General features: G+C 67.9%; 19 protein-coding genes and 1 pseudogene. 11 read left to right on the top strand and 9 right to left on the bottom strand.

Annotated elements, in window-relative coordinates:
* Window positions 1-19: 19 nt before the first annotated feature.
* Window positions 20-391, top strand: coding sequence for a DUF4440 domain-containing protein (locus D4766_RS08600; RefSeq protein ID WP_120717088.1), 372 nt, complete (start codon window positions 20-22; stop codon window positions 389-391).
* An 81-nt stretch (window positions 392-472) separates the two neighbouring features.
* On the opposite strand, the gene D4766_RS08595 is transcribed toward D4766_RS08600, so the two are convergent.
* Window positions 473-736, bottom strand: a complete 264-nt coding sequence (locus D4766_RS08595) for a DUF2171 domain-containing protein (RefSeq protein WP_120717087.1) — start codon at window positions 734-736, stop codon at window positions 473-475.
* A gap of 58 nt (window positions 737-794) precedes the next feature.
* Here D4766_RS08595 and D4766_RS08590 point away from each other — a divergent pair, with 58 nt between their 5' ends.
* The gene (locus D4766_RS08590) at window positions 795-2,027 is read left to right on the top strand and encodes a serine hydrolase domain-containing protein (protein WP_120717086.1); all 1,233 of its coding nucleotides are present in this window, start codon (window positions 795-797) and stop codon (window positions 2,025-2,027) included.
* On the top strand, window positions 1,945-2,496 hold the full coding sequence (locus D4766_RS08585) for a PepSY-associated TM helix domain-containing protein (protein ID WP_325049070.1): 552 nt from the start codon (window positions 1,945-1,947) through the stop codon (window positions 2,494-2,496). Before D4766_RS08590 ends, D4766_RS08585 begins: the two co-directional genes overlap by 83 nt.
* A 56-nt stretch (window positions 2,497-2,552) precedes the next feature.
* Here the strand turns inward: D4766_RS08585 and D4766_RS08580 are convergent, their stop codons facing one another.
* Window positions 2,553-2,780, bottom strand: a complete 228-nt coding sequence (locus D4766_RS08580; RefSeq protein WP_120717084.1) for a hypothetical protein — start codon at window positions 2,778-2,780, stop codon at window positions 2,553-2,555.
* A gap of 452 nt (window positions 2,781-3,232) precedes the next feature.
* On the opposite strand from D4766_RS08580, the gene D4766_RS08575 reads away from it, so the two are divergent.
* The 8 genes and pseudogenes from D4766_RS08575 to D4766_RS08545 all read left to right on the top strand — a co-directional run bounded on the left by D4766_RS08575 (window position 3,233) and on the right by D4766_RS08545 (window position 10,211).
* On the top strand, window positions 3,233-4,297 hold the full coding sequence (locus D4766_RS08575) for a ribonucleotide-diphosphate reductase subunit beta (RefSeq protein WP_120717083.1): 1,065 nt from the start codon (window positions 3,233-3,235) through the stop codon (window positions 4,295-4,297).
* Between the two features lie 61 nt (window positions 4,298-4,358).
* Window positions 4,359-4,979 (top strand): hypothetical protein, encoded by a 621-nt coding sequence (locus D4766_RS13835; protein ID WP_162935715.1) that lies wholly within the window; start codon window positions 4,359-4,361, stop codon window positions 4,977-4,979.
* A 2-nt stretch (window positions 4,980-4,981) separates the two neighbouring features.
* Window positions 4,982-6,064, top strand: coding sequence for a helix-turn-helix domain-containing protein (locus D4766_RS08570; RefSeq protein ID WP_120717082.1), 1,083 nt, complete (start codon window positions 4,982-4,984; stop codon window positions 6,062-6,064).
* Window positions 6,065-6,185: 121 nt separating this feature from the next.
* Window positions 6,186-6,293 (top strand): annotated as a pseudogene (locus tag D4766_RS14215) (hypothetical protein); the annotation flags it as partial.
* A gap of 497 nt (window positions 6,294-6,790) precedes the next feature.
* Complete coding sequence (locus D4766_RS08560; protein WP_120717081.1) at window positions 6,791-7,237, top strand: hypothetical protein; 447 nt, start codon at window positions 6,791-6,793, stop codon at window positions 7,235-7,237.
* Window positions 7,238-7,448: 211 nt separating this feature from the next.
* Window positions 7,449-8,012, top strand: coding sequence for an EF-hand domain-containing protein (locus tag D4766_RS08555; protein ID WP_120717080.1), 564 nt, complete (start codon window positions 7,449-7,451; stop codon window positions 8,010-8,012).
* A gap of 61 nt (window positions 8,013-8,073) precedes the next feature.
* The gene (locus D4766_RS08550; RefSeq protein ID WP_120718141.1) at window positions 8,074-8,811 is read left to right on the top strand and encodes a response regulator; all 738 of its coding nucleotides are present in this window, start codon (window positions 8,074-8,076) and stop codon (window positions 8,809-8,811) included.
* Window positions 8,808-10,211, top strand: a complete 1,404-nt coding sequence (locus D4766_RS08545; RefSeq protein ID WP_120717079.1) for a sensor histidine kinase — start codon at window positions 8,808-8,810, stop codon at window positions 10,209-10,211. The genes D4766_RS08550 and D4766_RS08545 overlap by 4 nt, the downstream gene beginning before the upstream one ends.
* Here the strand turns inward: D4766_RS08545 and D4766_RS08540 are convergent.
* The 7 genes from D4766_RS08540 to D4766_RS08515 are packed head-to-tail and all read right to left on the bottom strand — an operon-like array spanning window position 10,208 to window position 17,972.
* The gene (locus D4766_RS08540; protein ID WP_120717078.1) at window positions 10,208-11,743 is read right to left on the bottom strand and encodes a peptide chain release factor 3; all 1,536 of its coding nucleotides are present in this window, start codon (window positions 11,741-11,743) and stop codon (window positions 10,208-10,210) included. The genes D4766_RS08545 and D4766_RS08540 overlap by 4 nt on opposite strands.
* Before the next feature lie 39 nt (window positions 11,744-11,782).
* Window positions 11,783-12,526: an SDR family NAD(P)-dependent oxidoreductase gene (locus D4766_RS08535; RefSeq protein WP_120717077.1), complete on the bottom strand. Its 744-nt coding sequence runs from the start codon at window positions 12,524-12,526 to the stop codon at window positions 11,783-11,785.
* Entirely contained in the window at window positions 12,523-13,422 is a 900-nt protein-coding gene (locus D4766_RS08530; RefSeq protein ID WP_120717076.1) for an aldose 1-epimerase family protein, read from the bottom strand. Before D4766_RS08530 ends, D4766_RS08535 begins: the two co-directional genes overlap by 4 nt.
* Entirely contained in the window at window positions 13,419-15,785 is a 2,367-nt protein-coding gene (gene pheT, locus D4766_RS08525; RefSeq protein ID WP_120717075.1) for a phenylalanine--tRNA ligase subunit beta, read from the bottom strand. Before pheT ends, D4766_RS08530 begins: the two co-directional genes overlap by 4 nt.
* Complete coding sequence (gene pheS, locus D4766_RS08520; RefSeq protein WP_120717074.1) at window positions 15,782-16,897, bottom strand: phenylalanine--tRNA ligase subunit alpha; 1,116 nt, start codon at window positions 16,895-16,897, stop codon at window positions 15,782-15,784. Before pheS ends, pheT begins: the two co-directional genes overlap by 4 nt.
* Window positions 16,898-16,907: 10 nt before the next feature.
* Complete coding sequence (locus D4766_RS13830) at window positions 16,908-17,051, bottom strand: hypothetical protein (protein ID WP_162935714.1); 144 nt, start codon at window positions 17,049-17,051, stop codon at window positions 16,908-16,910.
* 18 nt (window positions 17,052-17,069) lie between these two features.
* Window positions 17,070-17,972, bottom strand: a complete 903-nt coding sequence (locus tag D4766_RS08515; protein ID WP_120717073.1) for a helix-turn-helix domain-containing protein — start codon at window positions 17,970-17,972, stop codon at window positions 17,070-17,072.
* Window positions 17,973-18,005: the final 33 nt, after the last annotated feature.

The raw sequence follows: 18,005 nt of genomic DNA, 5'->3' as shown, positions 1-18,005 counted from the left end.
GCGGGCGAAGGAGAAGTTCATGAACGACGATCGCATCTGGGAATTCGAGCGCGAGCTGTGGCTCGGCGGCGGGGACGTCTACCGCGAGAAGGTGGCCGACGATTGCGTGATGGCGCTGCCCGCGCAGCCGTTCCTGTTCGACGGCGGCGCGGCGACCGCCGCGGTAGAGGACACGCCGCGCTGGGAAGAGGTCGATTTCGCCGAGACCCGCGTCAGCCGCCCCGAGGAAGGGCTGATCGTGATCGGGTATCGCGTGAAGGCGAGCCGGGGCGAGGAAACCTACCGCGCGCTGTGCACCAGCACGATCCGCCGGCTCGCCCACGAGGACTGGGTCGTCGTCCAGCACCAGCAGACCCCGTTCGGTGTCGAGGTGAAGACGCCCGAGGACTGAACGGATTCTCCCCTTGCACGCACAGAAAAGGGTCGGCGCGATGCCGGCCCTTTTCGTTTGCTTCGCTCAAAGGCAACGCCGTCAGTCGGCTTCCTCCTCGAAGTTCTGGGCGTTCGCGCCCGTCGCGCTCAGGCGGACCTGATCGCCTTCGATGTCGGCGACGAGGCCGAGCGGGATCGTGTGGTGGTGGCCTTCGTGCTGGCCCTCGGCGCCTTCGATCTGGGCCGAAGAATCTTTCTTGGTCAGCTTGATGTGGTCGCCCTCGACCCGGTCGACGGTGCCGACGTGGACGCCATCGGCGCCGATGACTTCCATGTGTTCGCGGATTTGGCTGGTATCGGTCATCTCTGTTCTCCTGGTGAAACGGGGGTTACACAGGCACAATGCACGAGGGGGCAAAACGATGCGCTGGCTTGTCGTAATCCTCGCCGGACTGGCCGCAACGTGCGGCGCATTGCCCCGTCCGGTCGCGACCGAAGATCCGGCGCCGCCCGCCTGGACGGCGCGCGCGGCGATCGCGTTCGACGCTGCGGGCGAACGGGGCGGCCGGGCGGAGGGGTTCGCCGATGCCGCCGTGAACCGCGTGCTGACGCTGGACGATCCGGTGCGGGTCGCATCGGTCAGCAAACTCGTCGTGGCGATCGGGGTCATGCGCCTCGCCGAGCGGGGCATCCTCGACCTCGACCGCCCGGTCGGCGACTGGCTCGGTTATCCGGTCGTCAATCCGGCCTACCCGGCGCAAGTCGTGACCTTGCGCGGTTTGCTGAGCCACACCGCATCGCTGCGCGATCACGACGACCGGTACGCGATCCCGCTCGGCGGATCGCTGCGTAGCGTGCTGGCGGACCCGGCGAGCTGGGACCCCGGTCATGGCCCCGCCGCGCACCGGTTCGCCTATGCCAACCTCAACTTCCCCGTCGTCGCCGCCGTCATGGAGAAGGCGACCGGCGAACGCTTCGACCGGCTGATGCAGCGCGAAGTCCTCGCGCCGCTGTCGATCGACGGCTGTTTCAACTGGCCGACCTGCAGCGACGCGGCGGTCGCGCGCGCGGTGGCGCTCACCACGCCAGAGGGGGCCGAGCGCAAGGACCTGCTGCGCGGCGCGCGGCCCGCCTGCCCGGTGCAGGCCGCAGGCGACGGCAGCTGCGATCTGGCCCGATGGACCGCAGGCGAGAACGGGTCGCTGTTCGCGCCGCAGGGGGGCCTGCGCATCAGCGCGCGCGGGCTGGCGAAGATCGGCCGTCTGTTGCTGGGCCGCGGCACGGTCGACGGGGTGCGCCTGCTGTCGCCGGCCGGCATCGCGGCGATCGAGGCGCCCGTATGGCGGTTCGACGGCGGCAACGGCGCGACCGACGGCGGGTTCTTCTGCACCTACGGCCTCGCCGTGCAGACGCTGGCGAGCCGCCAGGCCGGATGCCGCGACGATGCCACCGGCACGGCGCGCCGGTGGGTGGGCCATGCGGGGGAGGCGTACGGCCTGCGCTCCGGCCTGTGGATCGACCGGGCCCGCGGGGTCGGCGTCGCCTACTTCGTCACCGGCCTCGGCCCGGACGATGGGCCGGGCGCGGAAACCGCCTTCACGCGGGCCGAGGCGGAGGCCTTCCGCCTTGCCGAAAGCCTCGCTGCGCGCCGCTGAGGACGCGCGTTACAACCCGCGACTTGCGGCCGCCCCGCCGATGCGCCAGAGGCTGTTGCGAACGATTCGCAATTATACGGGACTTTTCATGCGCAAGTGGCACCGCTGGCTGTCGGTTTTCTTCGGCGTCTTCCTCCTCTTCATCGCGGCGACCGGCCTGCTCAGTCATCTCGCCGCGTGGTCGCGGGTGGAGCCGCCTGCAGCCGCCGCCGCGCCGCCCGCCGGGTTCGTCTGCCCCGAAGGCTGGCAATGCCGCCCGCCCCGCGGCGAGCAGGAAGGTTTCGCGTCGCTGACCGGGTTCTTCCATCACCTCCACTCGGGCGAGGAGTTCGGCCCGGCGGGCGAGGCGATCAGCTTCCTGTCGGGCCTCGCCCTCTTGTTCTTCTCGTTCAGCGGGATCTGGATGTACGTGCGGATGTGGCGCGACCGGGCGCGCCGCGGCGCGAAGAGCCGCTGGTTCTGGCGCTAGGCCCCCGCCCTTCGGGCGGGACCGGCGAGGTTGCCGATCCGCCCGGGGTTGAGCGATCAGGCCGTGCCGCCATCGGTCGCCTTGCGGTGCCAGCGATCGCCGGTGGCGTCGCCTTCGGTCGGGACTTGCGTGCCGTCGGGATGGGGTTCTGCCGGCGTCACGCCATCCTTTTTCGCCCGTTCGCGCGCTTCGTCTTCGCGCGGGCCGGTGCGGGGCGGTTCGCCGGGGGCCGGGGTCTGCGATCCGGTCACGTCGCGCGAATCGTCGGGTTCGAGGTTGCTCATCGGGTATCTCCTTCACGCGCAGAACCGGCGGGCGCGACCTCGCGTTCCCGATGCCGAACGAATGGGCACCGCAACCCGTTGCGGCCCCCTGCCGCTACCGAAGTAACGAAACAGGAGGCCGCGAGGGTTTGCGGACCTGGTCCGCGAAAAGGGGAAAAACGGACAGGTCCGTGCTTTCCCTCATGCAACCAGGTAGGGCTCGATCCATGCCTGGCCGTTGACCGCACAATGCGGCAAATCCTGCCCGGTTCCGCACATGGCTAACGGCCTGTTCACGCGCGCCGGCGTTTATCCCCAACCGGGACGTTGCGGGCGGGTTCGCACCGGCCCCGCGAACGCATAGCCTCCCCTTTCGCAGCACCGCGCCCCGTGTGCGATTCGCACGCCCAATCGATTCCCTTGTCGCCCCCAATGCGCTATATGGTGGGGCCAGTCCGAACCGGAGATACCAGATGTCGCTCCTCGAAGCCCGCAAGACCTACAAGCCGTTCGAGTATCCGTGGGCCTACGAGTTCTGGAAGCGCCAGCAACAGGTCCACTGGCTGCCGGAAGAAGTGCCGCTGGGCGAGGACTGCCGCGACTGGGCGCAGAAGCTTTCCGACCACGAGCGCAACCTGCTCACGCAGATATTCCGCTTCTTCACGCAGGCCGACGTCGAGGTGCAGGATTGCTACCACGAGAAGTACGGCCGCGTGTTCAAGCCGACCGAGATCAAGATGATGCTGACCGCGTTCAGCAACATGGAAACGGTCCACATCGCCGCCTATTCGCACCTGCTCGACACCATCGGCATGCCGGAAAGCGAGTACGGCATGTTCCTCGAGTACGAGGAGATGAAGGCCAAGCACGACTACCTGCAGGAATTCGGCGTCGACACCGACGAGGATATCGCCCGCACGCTGGCGATGTTCGGCGGCTTCACCGAAGGGCTGCAGCTGTTCGCCAGCTTCGCAATGCTGATGAACTTCCCGCGCTTCAACAAGATGAAGGGCATGGGCCAGATCGTCAGCTGGTCGGTGCGTGACGAGAGCCTCCACTGCGAAGGCATCACCCGCCTGTTCCACGCTTTTTGCGCCGAACGCGGCTGCCTGACCAAGGCGGTGAAGGAAGACATCATCGACGCCTGCCAGAAGACCGTGCGGCTGGAAGATGCCTTCATCGACCTCGCGTTCGAGGCCGGCCCGGTGCCGGGCATGAGCGCCAAGGAGATCAAGCGCTACATCCGCTACATCGCCGACTGGCGCCTGTCGCAGCTCGGCCTGCCGGCGATCTACATGGTGGAGGATCACCCCCTCCCCTGGCTCGCCCCGCTGCTGAACGGCGTGGAGCACGCCAACTTCTTCGAAACCCGCGCCACCGAGTATTCGAAGGCCGCGACGAAGGGCAACTGGAACGACGTGTGGTCGAGCTTCGACAGCCGCCAGAAAGCCAAGAAGGGCGAAGGCGCGAACGACGTCGAGGACGCGAGCGGCGAGCCGGACATGTTCGGCGCGAGCGGAACTGTGGCGGCGGAGTAGTTGACGCGGTCACTTTTTTGGATCACAAATGAGGAAGAAAAAAGTGACCGAAAGGTGATTCGTGGCTGCTGCTGTTTACATAACCCGTTCTGCGGTCGATGATCGAATTCGCGAGTTAGGCCTTCATCGTGAAGGGCTGATCTCTGCCGTTCGCGCCGCTTCCGCTGCGGTCGCAGGTTGCACAGTGGATTCTCCACCAATCGCAAGGGGTTGGCTGGCTTGGCATGACGCCGTCGTCAGACTCCGCCAAGAATTTCGACCGTCCGGTTGGGCGGCAGACGATACTGCGAATTTTGCCACAATTTTCGACGAGGCAGCCGGCATCAAGGTCGCGGTGGTGAATACCGACGATGGTGCGGGCAATCCGATCTCCTTTCCGACGAACCGCTCGCGTCGTGGCGAGTTCAGTAAGATGGCGATTGAATCGAACCAACTGCGACTTCCGTTTCTTGAGCCAGACGAAGCCAAGTCACCTGGAGTAACGACATGGTACCTCTGTATCTACGCCGTCGGAGAAACTGTGCGGGCTGAGCTCTCACTTCCGACAAAGTGTGAGGGGGGAATCATCGGCGGTTGGAAGGAACGCATCATCTTGGTCAGCGGCGACAATGACCTTCGCGTTCGTTCGCCCATTGATCTCGACGATGGCCCCGAATTCCGAGTTCAGATCAGCCGTAAGTAGCTATGTTCAGTGGCCAACGACTTACCTTAGCCCGGCAGCGCGCGGGGCTAAGCAAAAAGGGATTCGCCGAACAACTCGGTCTGCATCCACGAACCGTGATGCGCTGGGAAGCCGACGAACGCGAGCCAGGTCCAACGGAGTTGGACGAGATTTCGGCGCTCCTTCGATTTCCTGCATCATTTTTTATGGGTGCTGAGATCGATGTAGCAGATCAAAGATCAGCCAGTTTTCGATCCATGTCCTCTATGACCGCGGCTGAGCGTGACGGAGCTCTTGCGTCGGGGTCATTAGGTTTTCTAGCATTCGATTGGATTGAGGAGAGGTTCAATCTCCCTGAGCCTGACCTCGAAGATCTAAAACATGAAACTCCGGAAGGTGCTGCCCGCGTACTCCGCGAACGCTGGCTGATCGGCGAGCGTCCGATTTCAAATATGGTCGCGCTCCTTGAGTCCAAAGGCGTGCGCGTGTGCTCGCTCGCTGAGGCTGTAAAATCAGTTGATGCTTTTTCTACGTGGCGTCGTGACAAGCCCTACGTGTTCCTAAATTCGTTTAAGAGTTCAGAACATCAGCGCTTCGATGCTGCTCACGAGCTTGGTCATTTGGTTCTTCACCGCCACGGAGCACCACGTGGTCGGGAAGCCGAACACGAGGCAAATCGCTTTGCGTCGTCATTTCTTATGCCGGCTGCGGATGTTCGCGCCACACTGCCAATCGTCTATGGGTTGAGTTCGTTGGTTCGAGCTAAGAAACGGTGGAAAGTATCAGTAGCAGCTCTCAACTATCGCGTTCACAAGCTCGGATTGACAACTGACTGGGAATATCGAGGCCTTTGCATAGAAATACAAAAGGTAGGTTACCGCACTCGGGAACCCGAGGGGATCGCAAGAGAAACCTCTCAGCTCTGGAATCAGGTTTTTACTGAAATGCGCAGCATGGGTTTGGGCAAGGCGGATTTGGCTAGGGACTTGTCTATCCCACCGAATGAGATAGATAATCTAGTGTTTGGTCTTGTCACGATGTTGCCGTTAGAGGGAGGGGCAACAGGCAGCGGCAAGCAGATTGGAAACCTTAGGTTGGTCGAGTAATTTACAACATCTCTCTTTGAGCCGGCCATCGAAATGAGAAACAGCGAAGAGTTGAAGCGAGCTGCTGCCCAACCGCCTGGGAAATCGCGCGCCTAGCTACACTCCCCTCACCCGCCGTCCCATGCCGCTCGATCCGCCCGCCCTCGCCGCACTCTGGCTCCTTGCGGTCAATATCGCCGCGTTCGCCGCGTTCGGGATCGACAAGCGGTCGGCGCGGGCGGGCGGGCGGCGGGTGGCGGAGGCGACGTCGTTGCGGCTGGCGCTCTTGGGCGGCACGCCGAGGCCTATGCCGGGCGGCGGGTGTTCCGGCACAAGACGCGCAAGCAGCCGTTCTCGGGCCGGTTGTTCCGCATCGCGGTGATCCAGATGCTCAGCCTCGGCGCGCTGATCGGATGGATGCTATCGCGCTGAGCGGGCCGCGGCGCTGCGGCCGCTGCGCATTTTCCTACAGCCCCCTGTCCGCGCTATGCGGGTGGTCATGCGCCGCGCCCTCCCCCTCCGCCGCCCCTCCGGCCTCCCTTCCCCTGCCAAGGCGACGTCGCCATCCCGCAAGGCGACACTCCGTATCGCACAAGGCGACGCTTCCCGGGCCAAGGCGACACTTTACCCCCTGGACCGTGTGACAGGTGTGACATCCCCCGAGTTCGGGGCAACCCTCCCCCGCCCTTTCGGAACGACCGCGGGTGCCGCTCGCTTGAAGGGGCAGACCAATCGAAAGGCACACCCATGAACCAGAACGGCCAGAACCAGTCGCAATCGCAGTCCCAGTCGCAGAACCAGTCCGGCGGCACCCAGTCCCAATCCCAGTCGGGCCAATCGCAGTCAGGCGAACCCCAGTCAGGGGAACCCAAGCCGAAGGATGTCGAGGGCCGGCAGTCGCCCGGCGGCGGCTCGGCGGCGGGATCGTCGGGCCAGGAGAACGCCGGCTGGGCGAAGGACGGCACGCCGGTGGACCAGGAAACCGCCAGCAAGCAGAACCCCGCCGATGCCGAGCACACCCCGGCCGGCTACGGCGATCGCGGCGAGGGCGGGCAGCCCGCGCTCGAAAGCGAGGCACCCGGACAGGCGGAGCAGGCCCAGCAGCCGGGCCGCGCCGAGATGGAGCCGGACAGCGAACGCGCCCGCCAGGCCGAGCGGGCCGAGCGCAACAACGGCGCCTTCCTCGACGAGTGAGGCGGCGGCTCTCTCCGCTGTCGATCCGGTGAACGCCGCCGGCCACGCGATACACTTCGCGACAAAATGGCCGGCGGCCGGCATATCCGTGCGACAATCCGGGCCTAGAACGGCCAACATGAGCTGCGGCGCGATGCCGGTGGGCCTCCCTCCCCCCTCCCACTCGGCCCGTCGCAGCTCTACTTTTTCACCGGATCGGAGAGACCCAATCATGCGTACCATCAAGCTTTCGCTCGCCGCCGCGGCGCTCGCCACCGCCGCCACCGCCTTCGCCGCCCCCGGCACGGCCCCCCAGGGCGACATGACCCGCGCCCAGGCCGAGGCGATGGCCGCCCAGCGCTTCGCGAAAATGGACGTCAACAGCGACGGCGTGCTCAACCAGGCCGACCGCGAGGCGCGCCGCGCGCAGATGATCGCCCGGCTCGACACCAACAAGGACGGCACCGTCAGCGCCGAAGAACGCGCCGCGTTCAAGGCCAGCCGCCCCGCCCGGCCCGACCGGCCCGAAGGCGCCCGGATGGCCAAGCGCGGCGACGGCATGCACGCCGGCCACAAGATGGGCGGCCAGAAGATGGGCGCGAAGCGCGGTATGCGCGGCGACACCGACGGCAACGGCACGATCACCCGCGCCGAATTCACCGCCGCCGCGCTGAAGCGCTTCGAAACGGCCGACACCGACCGCAACGGCGTGGTCACCCAGGCCGAACGGCAGGCCGCTCGCGCCGCGATGAAGGCCAAATGGGAAGCCCGCAAGGCCGAACGGCAGGCCCAGTAAGGAACCGGCACGGGGCGCGCTTGACCGGCGTGCCCCACCGGGGCCACGGATGACGGCGACCATGACCGAACCTGCGCCCGTCCGCCTCCTTCTCGTCGACGACGAGGCGACCCTACGCGAACCCCTGGCCGCCTATCTCGCGCGCCAGGGGTTCGTCGTGCGCGAGGCCGAGAGCGCCGCCGCCGCCCGCAGCGCGCTGGTGGAAGGCGCGCCCGACCTCGTCCTGCTCGACATCATGATGCCGGGCGAGGACGGGCTATCGCTCTGCCGGCACCTGGTGGAATCGAAGGCGATCCCGACCATCCTGCTGACCGCGAAGGGCGAGCCGACCGACCGCATCGTCGGGCTGGAGATCGGTGCCGACGATTACGTGGTGAAGCCGTTCGAGCCGCGCGAACTCGTCGCCCGCATCCGCAGCGTCCTGCGCCGCGCGAGCAAGGCGCCGCCCGCGCCCGAGGACGACGCCTCGTACGAATTCGAAGGCTGGTTGCTCGATCCGCTGAAACGCCGGCTGACCGATCCCGAGGGCACGACCGTGCCGATCTCGACCGCCGAGTTCCGCCTGCTGGTCGCCTTCCTCGAACGGCCCCGGCAGGTGATCGACCGCGACCGCCTGCTCGATCTCGTGCAGGGGCGCGAAGCGCACCTGTTCGACCGCGCGGTCGACAACCAGGTCAGCCGCCTCCGCCGCAAGATCGAGGAAGACAGCCGCAACCCCCACTTCATCCAGACCGTGCGCGGCGGCGGTTACCGCTTCGCCGCGGACGTGCGGCGGGTCGCGGCGGGCGGCGCGGGATGAGGATCTGGCCGCGCAGCCTCGTCGGGCAGGTCCTGCTGACCGTCGCGGTCGCGCTGCTGGCGGCGCAGGCGATCTCGGCCGCGCTGCTGTTCCGCGCGTCGGAGGAGCGGCGCACCCACGCCGTGGTCGGCGTGCTCGCCCTCCAGCTGCAGGATGCCGAAGGCGCGCGCGACCGCTCCGAACGGATGCGCGAGCGGCGCGCGGCGCGCGGCGTCCCCCTTCGCGAAGGGGCGCGGCGGATGCGGCTCGAATTCGCTGCCGACAGCCCGCGCATGGCGATCGACACGACCGAACCCGAACTGGCGCGCGAACTTGCCGACCTGTTCGGGCTCGACCGGACGGCGGGCGCGGTGCGCGTCGTAAGCCATCCCGCCGCACGCGATCCGCGCCTCATCGCCCGGCTGCGCGAAGGGCGGCTGACGGGCCGCTGGGCGGAGGGCCGCAAGGGACGCATGTACGTCGCCAGCCGCCGCCTCGACGACGGCACCTGGGCGACCGCGCGCACCGTCGCGCCGCCGCGCGAGCCCGGCATGGTGCGCGGACTGATCCTGCAGACGATCGTGCTGTTCGGCATCATCATGCTGGCGATCTGGATCATCCTGCGCCGTATCGCGCGCCCCCTCGCCGCGCTGACCGGGCGGGTCGAGGCCTTCGCCCGCACCCGCGATCCGGCCGATCAGGTCGAGCCCGAGGGGCCCGACGACATCCGCCGCCTCATCGCCGCGCACAACGCCATGGAGGCGCGCATCGCCGCCATGCTGGATGAAAAGGACGTGATGCTGGGCGCCATCGGCCACGACCTCAAGACCCCGCTCGCTGCGCTGCGCGTCCGGATCGAAAGTGTGGAGGACGAGGCCGAGCGCAGCAAGATGGCCGCCGGGATCGAGGACATCGTCCGCACGCTCGACGACATCCTCAGCCTCGCCCGGGTCGGCCGCGCGAGCGATCCTCCCGAGCGCACCGAACTTGGCGCGCTCGCCGCATCGGTTGTCGAGGAATTCGAGGACATGGGCCAGCCGGTGGAGCTGGCCCACGGGCCCCGCGTGGTCGCCCCGGTCCACGTGACGTGGGCGAAGCGGGCGCTGCGCAACCTCGTGTCGAACGCCGTGCGGTACGGCGGCGGGGCACACGTGGCGGTGTCGAAGGACGGCGGCGATGCGGTCATCACCGTGACCGACGGCGGGCCCGGCATTCCCGCCGACCGCCTCGAGACGATCACCGAACCGTTCGTGCGCGGCGAGGCGAGCCGCAATCGCGAGACCGGCGGGGCGGGTCTCGGCCTGACCCTCGCGCGCGCAATCGCGGAGGCGCACGGCGGGCGGCTGGTGCTCGCCAACCAGCCGGAGGGCGGCCTGTTGGCGGAACTGCGCTTCCCCGCGCCAGCTGCCGGGCGCCCCTAGCGTTCCTTCGTCGCCGAGAATGTGAGGTCGGGGTTCTTCTCCGCCTGGTAGTTCACGTCCCACGGGCTCTTGGCCATGAACACCGGGTCGCCGTCGCGATCCTTGGCGAGGTTCGCGCGGTTGAAGTCGGTGAACTGCTTCATCGCAGCGTCGCCGCCCTTGACCCAGCGCGCGGTGGCGAAGGGGCTGGGCTCCAGCGCGGCCTCGACCTTGTATTCGGCCGACAGCCGGCTGACGAGCACGTCGAGCTGCAGCTGGCCGACCACGCCCACGATCCACTGGCCGCCGATCTCGGGGTAGAACACCTGGATGACGCCTTCTTCGGACAGGTCGTCGAGCGCCTTCCTCAATTGCTTGGTCTTGGTCGGATCGCGCAGCACCACGCGGCGCAGAATTTCCGGCGCGAAGTTGGGCAGGCCGGTGAAGCGGACGGTGTTCTTCTCGCTCAGCGTGTCGCCCACCCGCAGGGTGCCGTGGTTGGGGATGCCGATGATGTCGCCGGCCTCCGCCGTGTCGGCGATCTCGCGGTCCTGCGCGAAAAACAGGATGGGGCTGTGCACCGCGATCGGCTTGCCGAGCCCCGATGGCGTCAGCTTCATGCCGCGTTTGAAGGTGCCCGAGACCTGCCGCATGAAGGCGATCCGGTCGCGGTGGTTGGGGTCCATGTTGGCCTGGACCTTGAAGATGAAGCCGGTCACCTCGTCGCGCGACGGATCAATCTGTTCCTCGCCCGCGGGCTGCGGACGCGGCGGCGGGGCCCAGCGGTCGATCGCCGCGATCAGCTCCTCGACGCCGAAGTTCTTCAATGCGCTGCCGAAGAATACCGGGGTAAGGTCGCCGTGGCGGAACGCCTCCAGATCGAACGCGGGATAGCCTTCGCGCACGAGCTCGATCTCTTCGGCGAGGTCGTCCGGCAGCTCGCCCAGCGGTTCGCGGCGCCCGAGGTATTCGCGGCTGTCGCCCTCGGGCTTGGCCACCGTATCGTCGGCGAAGTCGAGCACGCCGGTGAACAGCCCGCCCATGCCCAGCGGCGCGGATTGCGGCGAGACGTCGAGCGCCAGCGCGTCGGCCACCTCGTCAAGAATCTCGAACAGCGGCCGCCCCTCGCGGTCGACCTTGTTGACGAACGTGATGATCGGCACGCTGCGCAGGCGGCACACCTCGAACAGTTTGCGGGTCTGCGGCTCGATGCCCTTGGCTGCGTCGATCACCATGATTGCGCTGTCGACCGCGGTCAGCGTGCGGTAGGTGTCCTCCGAGAAGTCTTCGTGGCCCGGGGTGTCTAGCAGGTTGAAGACGGTGCCGTCCTTCTCGAACGTCATCACCGAGGACGTGACCGAAATGCCGCGCTGCTGTTCGATCTTCATCCAGTCGCTGCGCGCGCGCCGCGCCTGCCCACGCGCCTTGACCTCGCCCGCGAGGTGGATCGCGCCGCCCTGCAGCAGCAGCTTCTCGGTCAGCGTGGTCTTGCCCGCGTCGGGGTGCGAGATGATCGCGAAGGTGCGGCGGTTGCTGGAAACGGTGGAACTCATGGGCCGCGCGCTTACCCGTGCGCCGCGTGCCGGTCCAGTTCAGTCGCGCGCCACGCGGAAGCCGGCGAAGTCCTGGTTGACGGGCATCGGCTCCAGCCGGTTGATATTGAGGTGGGGCGGCAGTTCGGCGACCCATTTCACCATCATCGCGATGTCGTCGGCCGTCATCGGGTTCACGCCCCGATAGAGGTCGTCGGAGGCCTGCTGGCTTCCCGTGCGCACCAAGGTGAATTCGGTCTCCACCATGCCCGGCTCGATGCTCGTCACCCGCACGCCGGTGCCGTGGAGGTCGGCGCGGAGCGCAAGTGTGAAGTGGTTGGCGAACGCCTTCGATCCGGCATAGACGTTGCCGCCGGGGTAGACGTAATTCCCGGCGACAGAGCCGATCGTCACGATCGCGCCCTTGCGCGCGATCAGCGTCGGCAGCAGCAGCCGCGTCAGCGTCACCATCGCGGTGACGTTGGTGTCGATCATCGTCTGCCAGTTGGCGAGATTCGCCTCCTGCGCGGGTGACAGCCCCTGCGCGAGGCCGGCGTTGTTCACGAGCAGGTCGATGCCCGCGAACGCTTCCGGCAGCGCGGCGATCGCGGCGTTCATGGCCTCGGCATCGCGCACGTCGAAGACCGCGGGATGCACCTTGTCCGCACCCAGGTCCGCGACGAGCGCATCGAGCCGCTCGGCCCGCCGCCCGGTCGCGACGCAGCGCCAGCCCGAGGCGACGAGCGTGCGGACGGTGGCCTCGCCGATCCCGGCGGTCGCGCCGGATACGAATGCGGTCTTCATGGGGTATTCTCCGGTGGCGGGGTGACAGTGATCGAAAGCAGGAAGCGCGCGGACGTTCGGGGGGCGAGCGTCATGTTGCCCGGCTTGTCGCGGAAGTCGCCGTCGAAGCCGGCCGGGTCGTTGTAACCGTGCCACGGCTCGAGCGCGAGGAACGGCGCCCCCGGTTTCTGCCAGATGCCGAGATGGGGGCAATCGGGAAACTCCAGCTCGAGCCACGCGCCGCCGTCCGCCCCGAAACGCAGGCTGCGCGAATCGAGCTCGGTCCAGATCAGCGCGTCAGCCTCGAACAGTCGAGCCCGTGGAACGAGCGTGTCGCCGTCGACCGGCGTCGTAAGGGCGTCGGGCAACAGGACGGGATCGCCTTTACCGATCCGGCGCACGGGTCCGGGCTCGGGCTTCGCGAACACGACGCGGTGTTGGTCCTTCGCCATGCCGCCGGGCAGCGGCCAGGCGAACGCGGGGTGGAAACCGAACGAGAACGGCATCGACGCGTCGCTGCGGTTGGTCACCGTGGCGGTGATCGAGAGCGTCCGGTCCTCGATCTCGAAATTAAGCTCGAGGCGAAATGCGAACGGGAAGACCGCGTGCGTCGCGGCGCTGTCCTCCAGCGCGAACCGTGCGCAGCCGGAACGCTCGTGCCGCTCGCACACGAACTGGCTCTTGCGCGCGAAACCGTGCTTTTCCAGCGCGTATTCGCGGGTCCCCAGCCGGTAGGTCTCGCCCTCCAGCGCGCCCACGATCGGGAACAGGATGGGGGCATGTCCGGTCCACCAGCGCGGATCGGCGTCGGTCATGTATTCCCGCCCCGCGGCGTCGGTCAGCGACAGCAGTTCGGCGCCGAGCGGAGAAACGGTCGCGGTCAGCTCGCCCGACGTGATCGCGATCGGCCCACTCACCCGCGCAGCTCGGCCCCCAGCTTCGCGGCGGCGGCGACCACCTTGTCGGAGATCGCCTTGATCTCGGCATCGGTGAAACTCTTGTCGCCGGGCTGGAGGGTAACCTCGATTGCCAGCGACTTGCGCCCCTCGGGCACGCCCTGTCCGCGGAAGTCGTCGAACACTTGCGCCGCGACGATGGCGCCCTTGTCCGCGCCGCGTACCGCCCGAACGAGATCGCCCGCGGGCAGCGCAGCGTCGACCAGGAAGGCGAAGTCGCGGGTCACCGACTGGAGCGCAGGCGGCGCATAGGCGGGCCGCGCGAACCCGGCGTTCTTCCTCGTCGGAATGGCATCCAGATGGATGCCCACCGCCGCCACCGGACCGTCGATGTCGAACGCCTTCAGCGTCCGCGGATGGAGCATGCCGAAACTGGCCAGCACGTTCTTCGGCCCGAGCCGGAGCGTCGCCGACTGGCCAGGGTGGTAGGCGTCGCCCGCCTCTCCCATCACCTGCAGATTGCCGACCGGCGCACCGGCGGCCTCGAGCAGTTCGAACGCCAGCGCCTTGGCATCGTAGGCATCGAACCCGCGCGCCTTGCCGCCGTCCCACGCGCGTGCGTCGCGCGTGCCGGCAAGAACCGCGACGAGCGTCGGATGCTCGCCCCCGGCGAGATACCGGCGGCCGATCTCGAACAGTCGCAGGCTATCCGCTCCGCGGTCGAAGTTCCGGCGCACCGCCGACAGCAGGCCGGGCAGGAGCGAGGGGCGCATGACCTTGAGGTCTTCGCTGATGGGATTGTCGAGCGTCCAGTCCCCGCCGCCGACTGCAGCAGCCTCGGCCTCCGACACGAACGACCAGGTGATCGCCTCGTGCAGCCCGGCGGAAGCGGCGGCCCGGCGGACCTTGCGCTCGCGCTGCTGTTCGGGCGTGGCGGTCGGCTTCGCCACCCCGTCGGCGCGGGGCAGCGGCGTGCTCGGCACATGATCGAGCCCGTGGATGCGCACCACTTCCTCGACGAGGTCGGCGGCCCCTTCCACGTCGTGCCGGCGCAGCGGCACGGTGACCTGCCAGTCCGAAGACACGGCGAAATCGAGCGCTTCCAGCGTCATGCGCTGGTCGCCGGCGGCGATGTCGACCCCGCCCAGCCGCGCGGCGAGCGCGGGGTCGTAGGCAACCGTCCTGGGCTCGCTGGGCGGCGATCCTGCACGAACCACCTCGCTTGGGGTCCCGCCGCAGGTGCGGACGACGAGGTCGGTTAAGAGGTCCAGCCCCGCGTCGAGGAACGCCGGATCGACCCCGCGCTCGAACCGCGTGCGCGCATCGCTCGCGATGCCGAGCGCGCGGCCGGTCGCGCCGATGCGCTCGGGATCGAAGTAGGCGATCTCGAGCAGCACGTCGGTCGTTTCCGGCGTGACCGAGGAATGTTCGCCGCCCATGATGCCGCCGATGTCGTGGACGCCGGCCTCGTCCGCAATTACCGTCATGGCCGGGGTCAGCGCGTAGGTCTTCTCGTTCAGCGCCTCGACCGTCTCGCCGTCCCGCGCGCGGCGGGCGACCACGGGGCCCGTCAACTTCGCAAGGTCGTAGACGTGCGCCGGGCGGCCGAAGCCTAGCGAGAGGTAGTTGGTGATGTCGACGAGCGCGCTGATCGGCCGCTGGCCTGCCGATAGCAGCCGCGCCTGCATCCAGTCGGGGCTCGCCCCGTTGGCGACACCGCGGATGACCCGGCCGTAGAACGCCGGGCAGCCTTCGGGATCGTCGGTGCGGATCTCGACCGGGCAGGGGTAGCTTCCGTCCGTGTGCGCGGCGCGCCACGGCTTGAAGGTACCCATCCCCGCCGCCGCGAGGTCGCGGGCGATCCCCTCAACCCCCATGCAGTCGGGCCGGTTGGGCGTGATCGCGACGTCGAACACCGGCGACGCGCCGTGGTAGGCGGCGAATGCCTCGCCCACCGGGGCGTCGGCGGGCAGTTCGATGATGCCGTCGTGCTCGTCGCCCAGTTCCAGCTCGCGGACCGAGCACATCATGCCGTTCGATTCGACGCCGCGGATCGCGCTCTTGCGCAGTTCCATGCCGTTCGCCGGAACGACCGCGCCGGGCAGCCCCAGCACGCCCTTCATGCCGGCGCGCGCGTTAGTCGCTCCGCAGACGACCTGCAGCGGGTCCCCTTCACCGGTATCGACGGTCAGGACCTGCAGCTTGTCGGCATCGGGATGCGGCGCGGCGGTGAGCACTTTGGCCACGCGAAAGCCCGCGAGCGTGTCGGCCGGATCTTCCAGCCCTTCGACCTCGTGCCCGATGCGATTGAGCGCGGCGGCGATCTCGGCGGCGCTTGCCTCGGTGTCGAGAAACGCCTTCAGCCATTCGAGCGAGAACTTCATGCCGGGGCTCCCGTACCGGCGGAAAGGGTCGGCACGTCGAGCGGATCGAACCCGTAGTGCTCGAGCCAGCGGACATCGCCGTCGAAGAAGGCGCGCAGGTCGTCCATGCCGTATTTCAGCATCGCCAGCCGGTCGACGCCCACGCCGAATGCGAAGCCCGACCAGCGGTCCGCATCGAGCCCGGCGAACTCGAGCACGCGCCGGTTGACCATGCCCGACCCGAGCAGCTCCATCCAGCCGTGCCCCGGCGCGTCGCCGTCGCCGCCCAGCACGCGGCGGCCGCTCACATCCTGCCAGCCCACGTCGACCTCGACGCTGGGTTCGGTGAACGGGAAGTAGCTCGGGCGCAGGCGCAGGACGATGTCCTCGCGCTCGAAGAACGCCTTGAGGAAGGTTTCCAGCGTCCACTTGAGGTGGCCGAGGTGAATGCCCTCGTCGATCACGAGGCCTTCGATCTGGTGGAACATCGGGGTGTGCGTGGCGTCGCTGTCGGAGCGATAGACCCGGCCCGGCGCGATGATCCGCAAGGGCGCGCCGCGTTCGACCATGCTGCGTATCTGCACCGGCGAGGTGTGAGTGCGCAGCAACATGCGCGTGGGCGAACCGGCGACGACCGGCCCCTGATCGGGAAAGTAGAACGTGTCGTGCATCGCCCGCGCCGGATGGCTTTCGGGCATGTTGAGCGCGGTGAAGTTGTGCCAGTCGTCCTCGATCTCGGGCCCGCTCGCGACCGAGAAGCCCATGTCGGCGAAGATCTCGGCCAGTTCGTCCATCACCTGACTGACCGGGTGGATCGAGCCCTTGGGGCGAGCGCGAGCGGGCAGCGTGAGGTCGAGCCTTTCGGCGGCGAGCTGCGCCTCCATCGCGGCATCTTCCAGCGCGGTCTTCTTGGCCTCGATCGCATCGGCGATGGCCGCACGCATGGCCTGAATACGCGGGCCGGCGACCTGTCGCTCTTCGGGGCTCATCCTGCCGAGGGTCTTCAACAGCGCGCTGACCCAGCCCGCCTTCCCCAGCGCGGCGACGCGCTGCGTTTCGAGAGTGTCGGTATCCCCCGCGGCATCGATCGCCGCCAGGGTCTCGCTGAGCCGGGTTTCGTCGGTCGTATCCATCGCCGGTGCCCTAGTGGCGGGGCGAAGGCTTCGCAATGCCCGCCGGGCGCTGGAGAACCTGCATCGCGCTGCCCGCCGGTCGCAGTGACGGGTGCGGCAGGAAATAGCGGACCGAGACGCCCGGGCTCTTTCCGTCCTCGAGCTCGCTTCGCATGACCGATCCGTCTTGCGCTCAGGCCCGCCGGTATCGTGCGATGGTCGGCAAGTCAGAAGCGCCGTCCTTGTCTGCAAGCGCGCCGGCATCGGCCATGCGCTGGCGGATGATGGGATCGAGAATCGGGTGCGGAAGTGCGGCGTACTCGCTCGGGGTCATGCCCATGAAGGCGCGGAACTCCCGCACAAACTGCGCCTGATCGTGGTATTGCGCGTCGAGCGCGTCGATCCACTTGAGTGCCGGATCGAGCAAGTACTGCGCCAGGCTCCGGTTGAAGCGCTGGCGGCGGAGCAGCAGCTTGGGCGTGAACCCGAAATAGCGGCAACAGAACCGCTCCAGCGACTTGGCCGACATACCGAGGCGGTCCTGCAGGACCGACACCTCGCCGATCGCGGGATCGCGGAGCAGTTCCTGGCAGGCCGCGATCTCGGCTTCGCGCACCGCGGGCCGGTCGGCCTGCCGCAGCAAGTGCGCGTCGATCATCGCGGCCTTTTCGGCGTCCGACGCGCCCGCCTCCAGGACGATCGGCAGGATGCCCGCGAACGGCGCGAACGCGGGATGGGTGCTGCCGTCGACCGTGATGTTGGCAAGTGCGTCGGCGGGCGTATCGATGAACTTCGCCCAGCCAGCCGGTTGCAGGCCGAGCCCCCAGACGCGGCTCGTCCCTACACTGAAATGAGTCGCCATGCTGGTCGGCCCGCCCGCGACGAACGGCCACTGCGGCACCATTTCGCCGGGCCCGATGCTGGCGACCGGCGGCGGACCTTCGGTAAAGCGCATGGTCGCCCATTCCGGGTGCAGCCAGTCGGTGACGAGTTCGTCCCCGGCCTCGACGACCGTCAGGTACAGCGCGGTGAAATACGGCTGCAATGCTTCCGACAGACGGAAGAAATGCACGCCGATCCTCGGAAGGTCGGCCATTGCGTGTGGTCCAGTCGGATAGGGTGCGACCCC

This window comes from Tsuneonella amylolytica (assembly GCF_003626915.1).
Lineage (GTDB): Bacteria > Pseudomonadota > Alphaproteobacteria > Sphingomonadales > Sphingomonadaceae > Tsuneonella > Tsuneonella amylolytica.
The sequence above is the reverse complement of the archived record's forward strand: the minus strand, read 5'-3'. Positions and strand labels throughout refer to the sequence as shown.

Bases quoted from the DNA above. Each gene is read 5' to 3' on its own strand.
- D4766_RS08600 (WP_120717088.1), top strand. From the start codon at position 20: ATGAACGACGATCGCATCTGGGAATTCGAGCGCGAGCTGTGGCTCGGC.
- D4766_RS08595 (WP_120717087.1), bottom strand. From the start codon at position 736: ATGACCGATACCAGCCAAATCCGCGAACACATGGAAGTCATCGGCGCC.
- D4766_RS08590 (WP_120717086.1), top strand. From the start codon at position 795: ATGCGCTGGCTTGTCGTAATCCTCGCCGGACTGGCCGCAACGTGCGGC.
- D4766_RS08585 (WP_325049070.1), top strand. From the start codon at position 1,945: ATGGGCCGGGCGCGGAAACCGCCTTCACGCGGGCCGAGGCGGAGGCCT.
- D4766_RS08580 (WP_120717084.1), bottom strand. From the start codon at position 2,780: ATGAGCAACCTCGAACCCGACGATTCGCGCGACGTGACCGGATCGCAG.
- D4766_RS08575 (WP_120717083.1), top strand. From the start codon at position 3,233: ATGTCGCTCCTCGAAGCCCGCAAGACCTACAAGCCGTTCGAGTATCCG.
- D4766_RS08570 (WP_120717082.1), top strand. From the start codon at position 4,982: ATGTTCAGTGGCCAACGACTTACCTTAGCCCGGCAGCGCGCGGGGCTA.
- D4766_RS08560 (WP_120717081.1), top strand. From the start codon at position 6,791: ATGAACCAGAACGGCCAGAACCAGTCGCAATCGCAGTCCCAGTCGCAG.
- D4766_RS08555 (WP_120717080.1), top strand. From the start codon at position 7,449: ATGCGTACCATCAAGCTTTCGCTCGCCGCCGCGGCGCTCGCCACCGCC.
- D4766_RS08550 (WP_120718141.1), top strand. From the start codon at position 8,074: ATGACCGAACCTGCGCCCGTCCGCCTCCTTCTCGTCGACGACGAGGCG.
- D4766_RS08545 (WP_120717079.1), top strand. From the start codon at position 8,808: ATGAGGATCTGGCCGCGCAGCCTCGTCGGGCAGGTCCTGCTGACCGTC.
- D4766_RS08540 (WP_120717078.1), bottom strand. From the start codon at position 11,743: ATGAGTTCCACCGTTTCCAGCAACCGCCGCACCTTCGCGATCATCTCG.
- D4766_RS08535 (WP_120717077.1), bottom strand. From the start codon at position 12,526: ATGAAGACCGCATTCGTATCCGGCGCGACCGCCGGGATCGGCGAGGCC.
- pheT (WP_120717075.1), bottom strand. From the start codon at position 15,785: ATGAAGTTCTCGCTCGAATGGCTGAAGGCGTTTCTCGACACCGAGGCA.
- pheS (WP_120717074.1), bottom strand. From the start codon at position 16,897: ATGGATACGACCGACGAAACCCGGCTCAGCGAGACCCTGGCGGCGATC.
- D4766_RS13830 (WP_162935714.1), bottom strand. From the start codon at position 17,051: ATGCGAAGCGAGCTCGAGGACGGAAAGAGCCCGGGCGTCTCGGTCCGC.
- D4766_RS08515 (WP_120717073.1), bottom strand. From the start codon at position 17,972: ATGGCCGACCTTCCGAGGATCGGCGTGCATTTCTTCCGTCTGTCGGAA.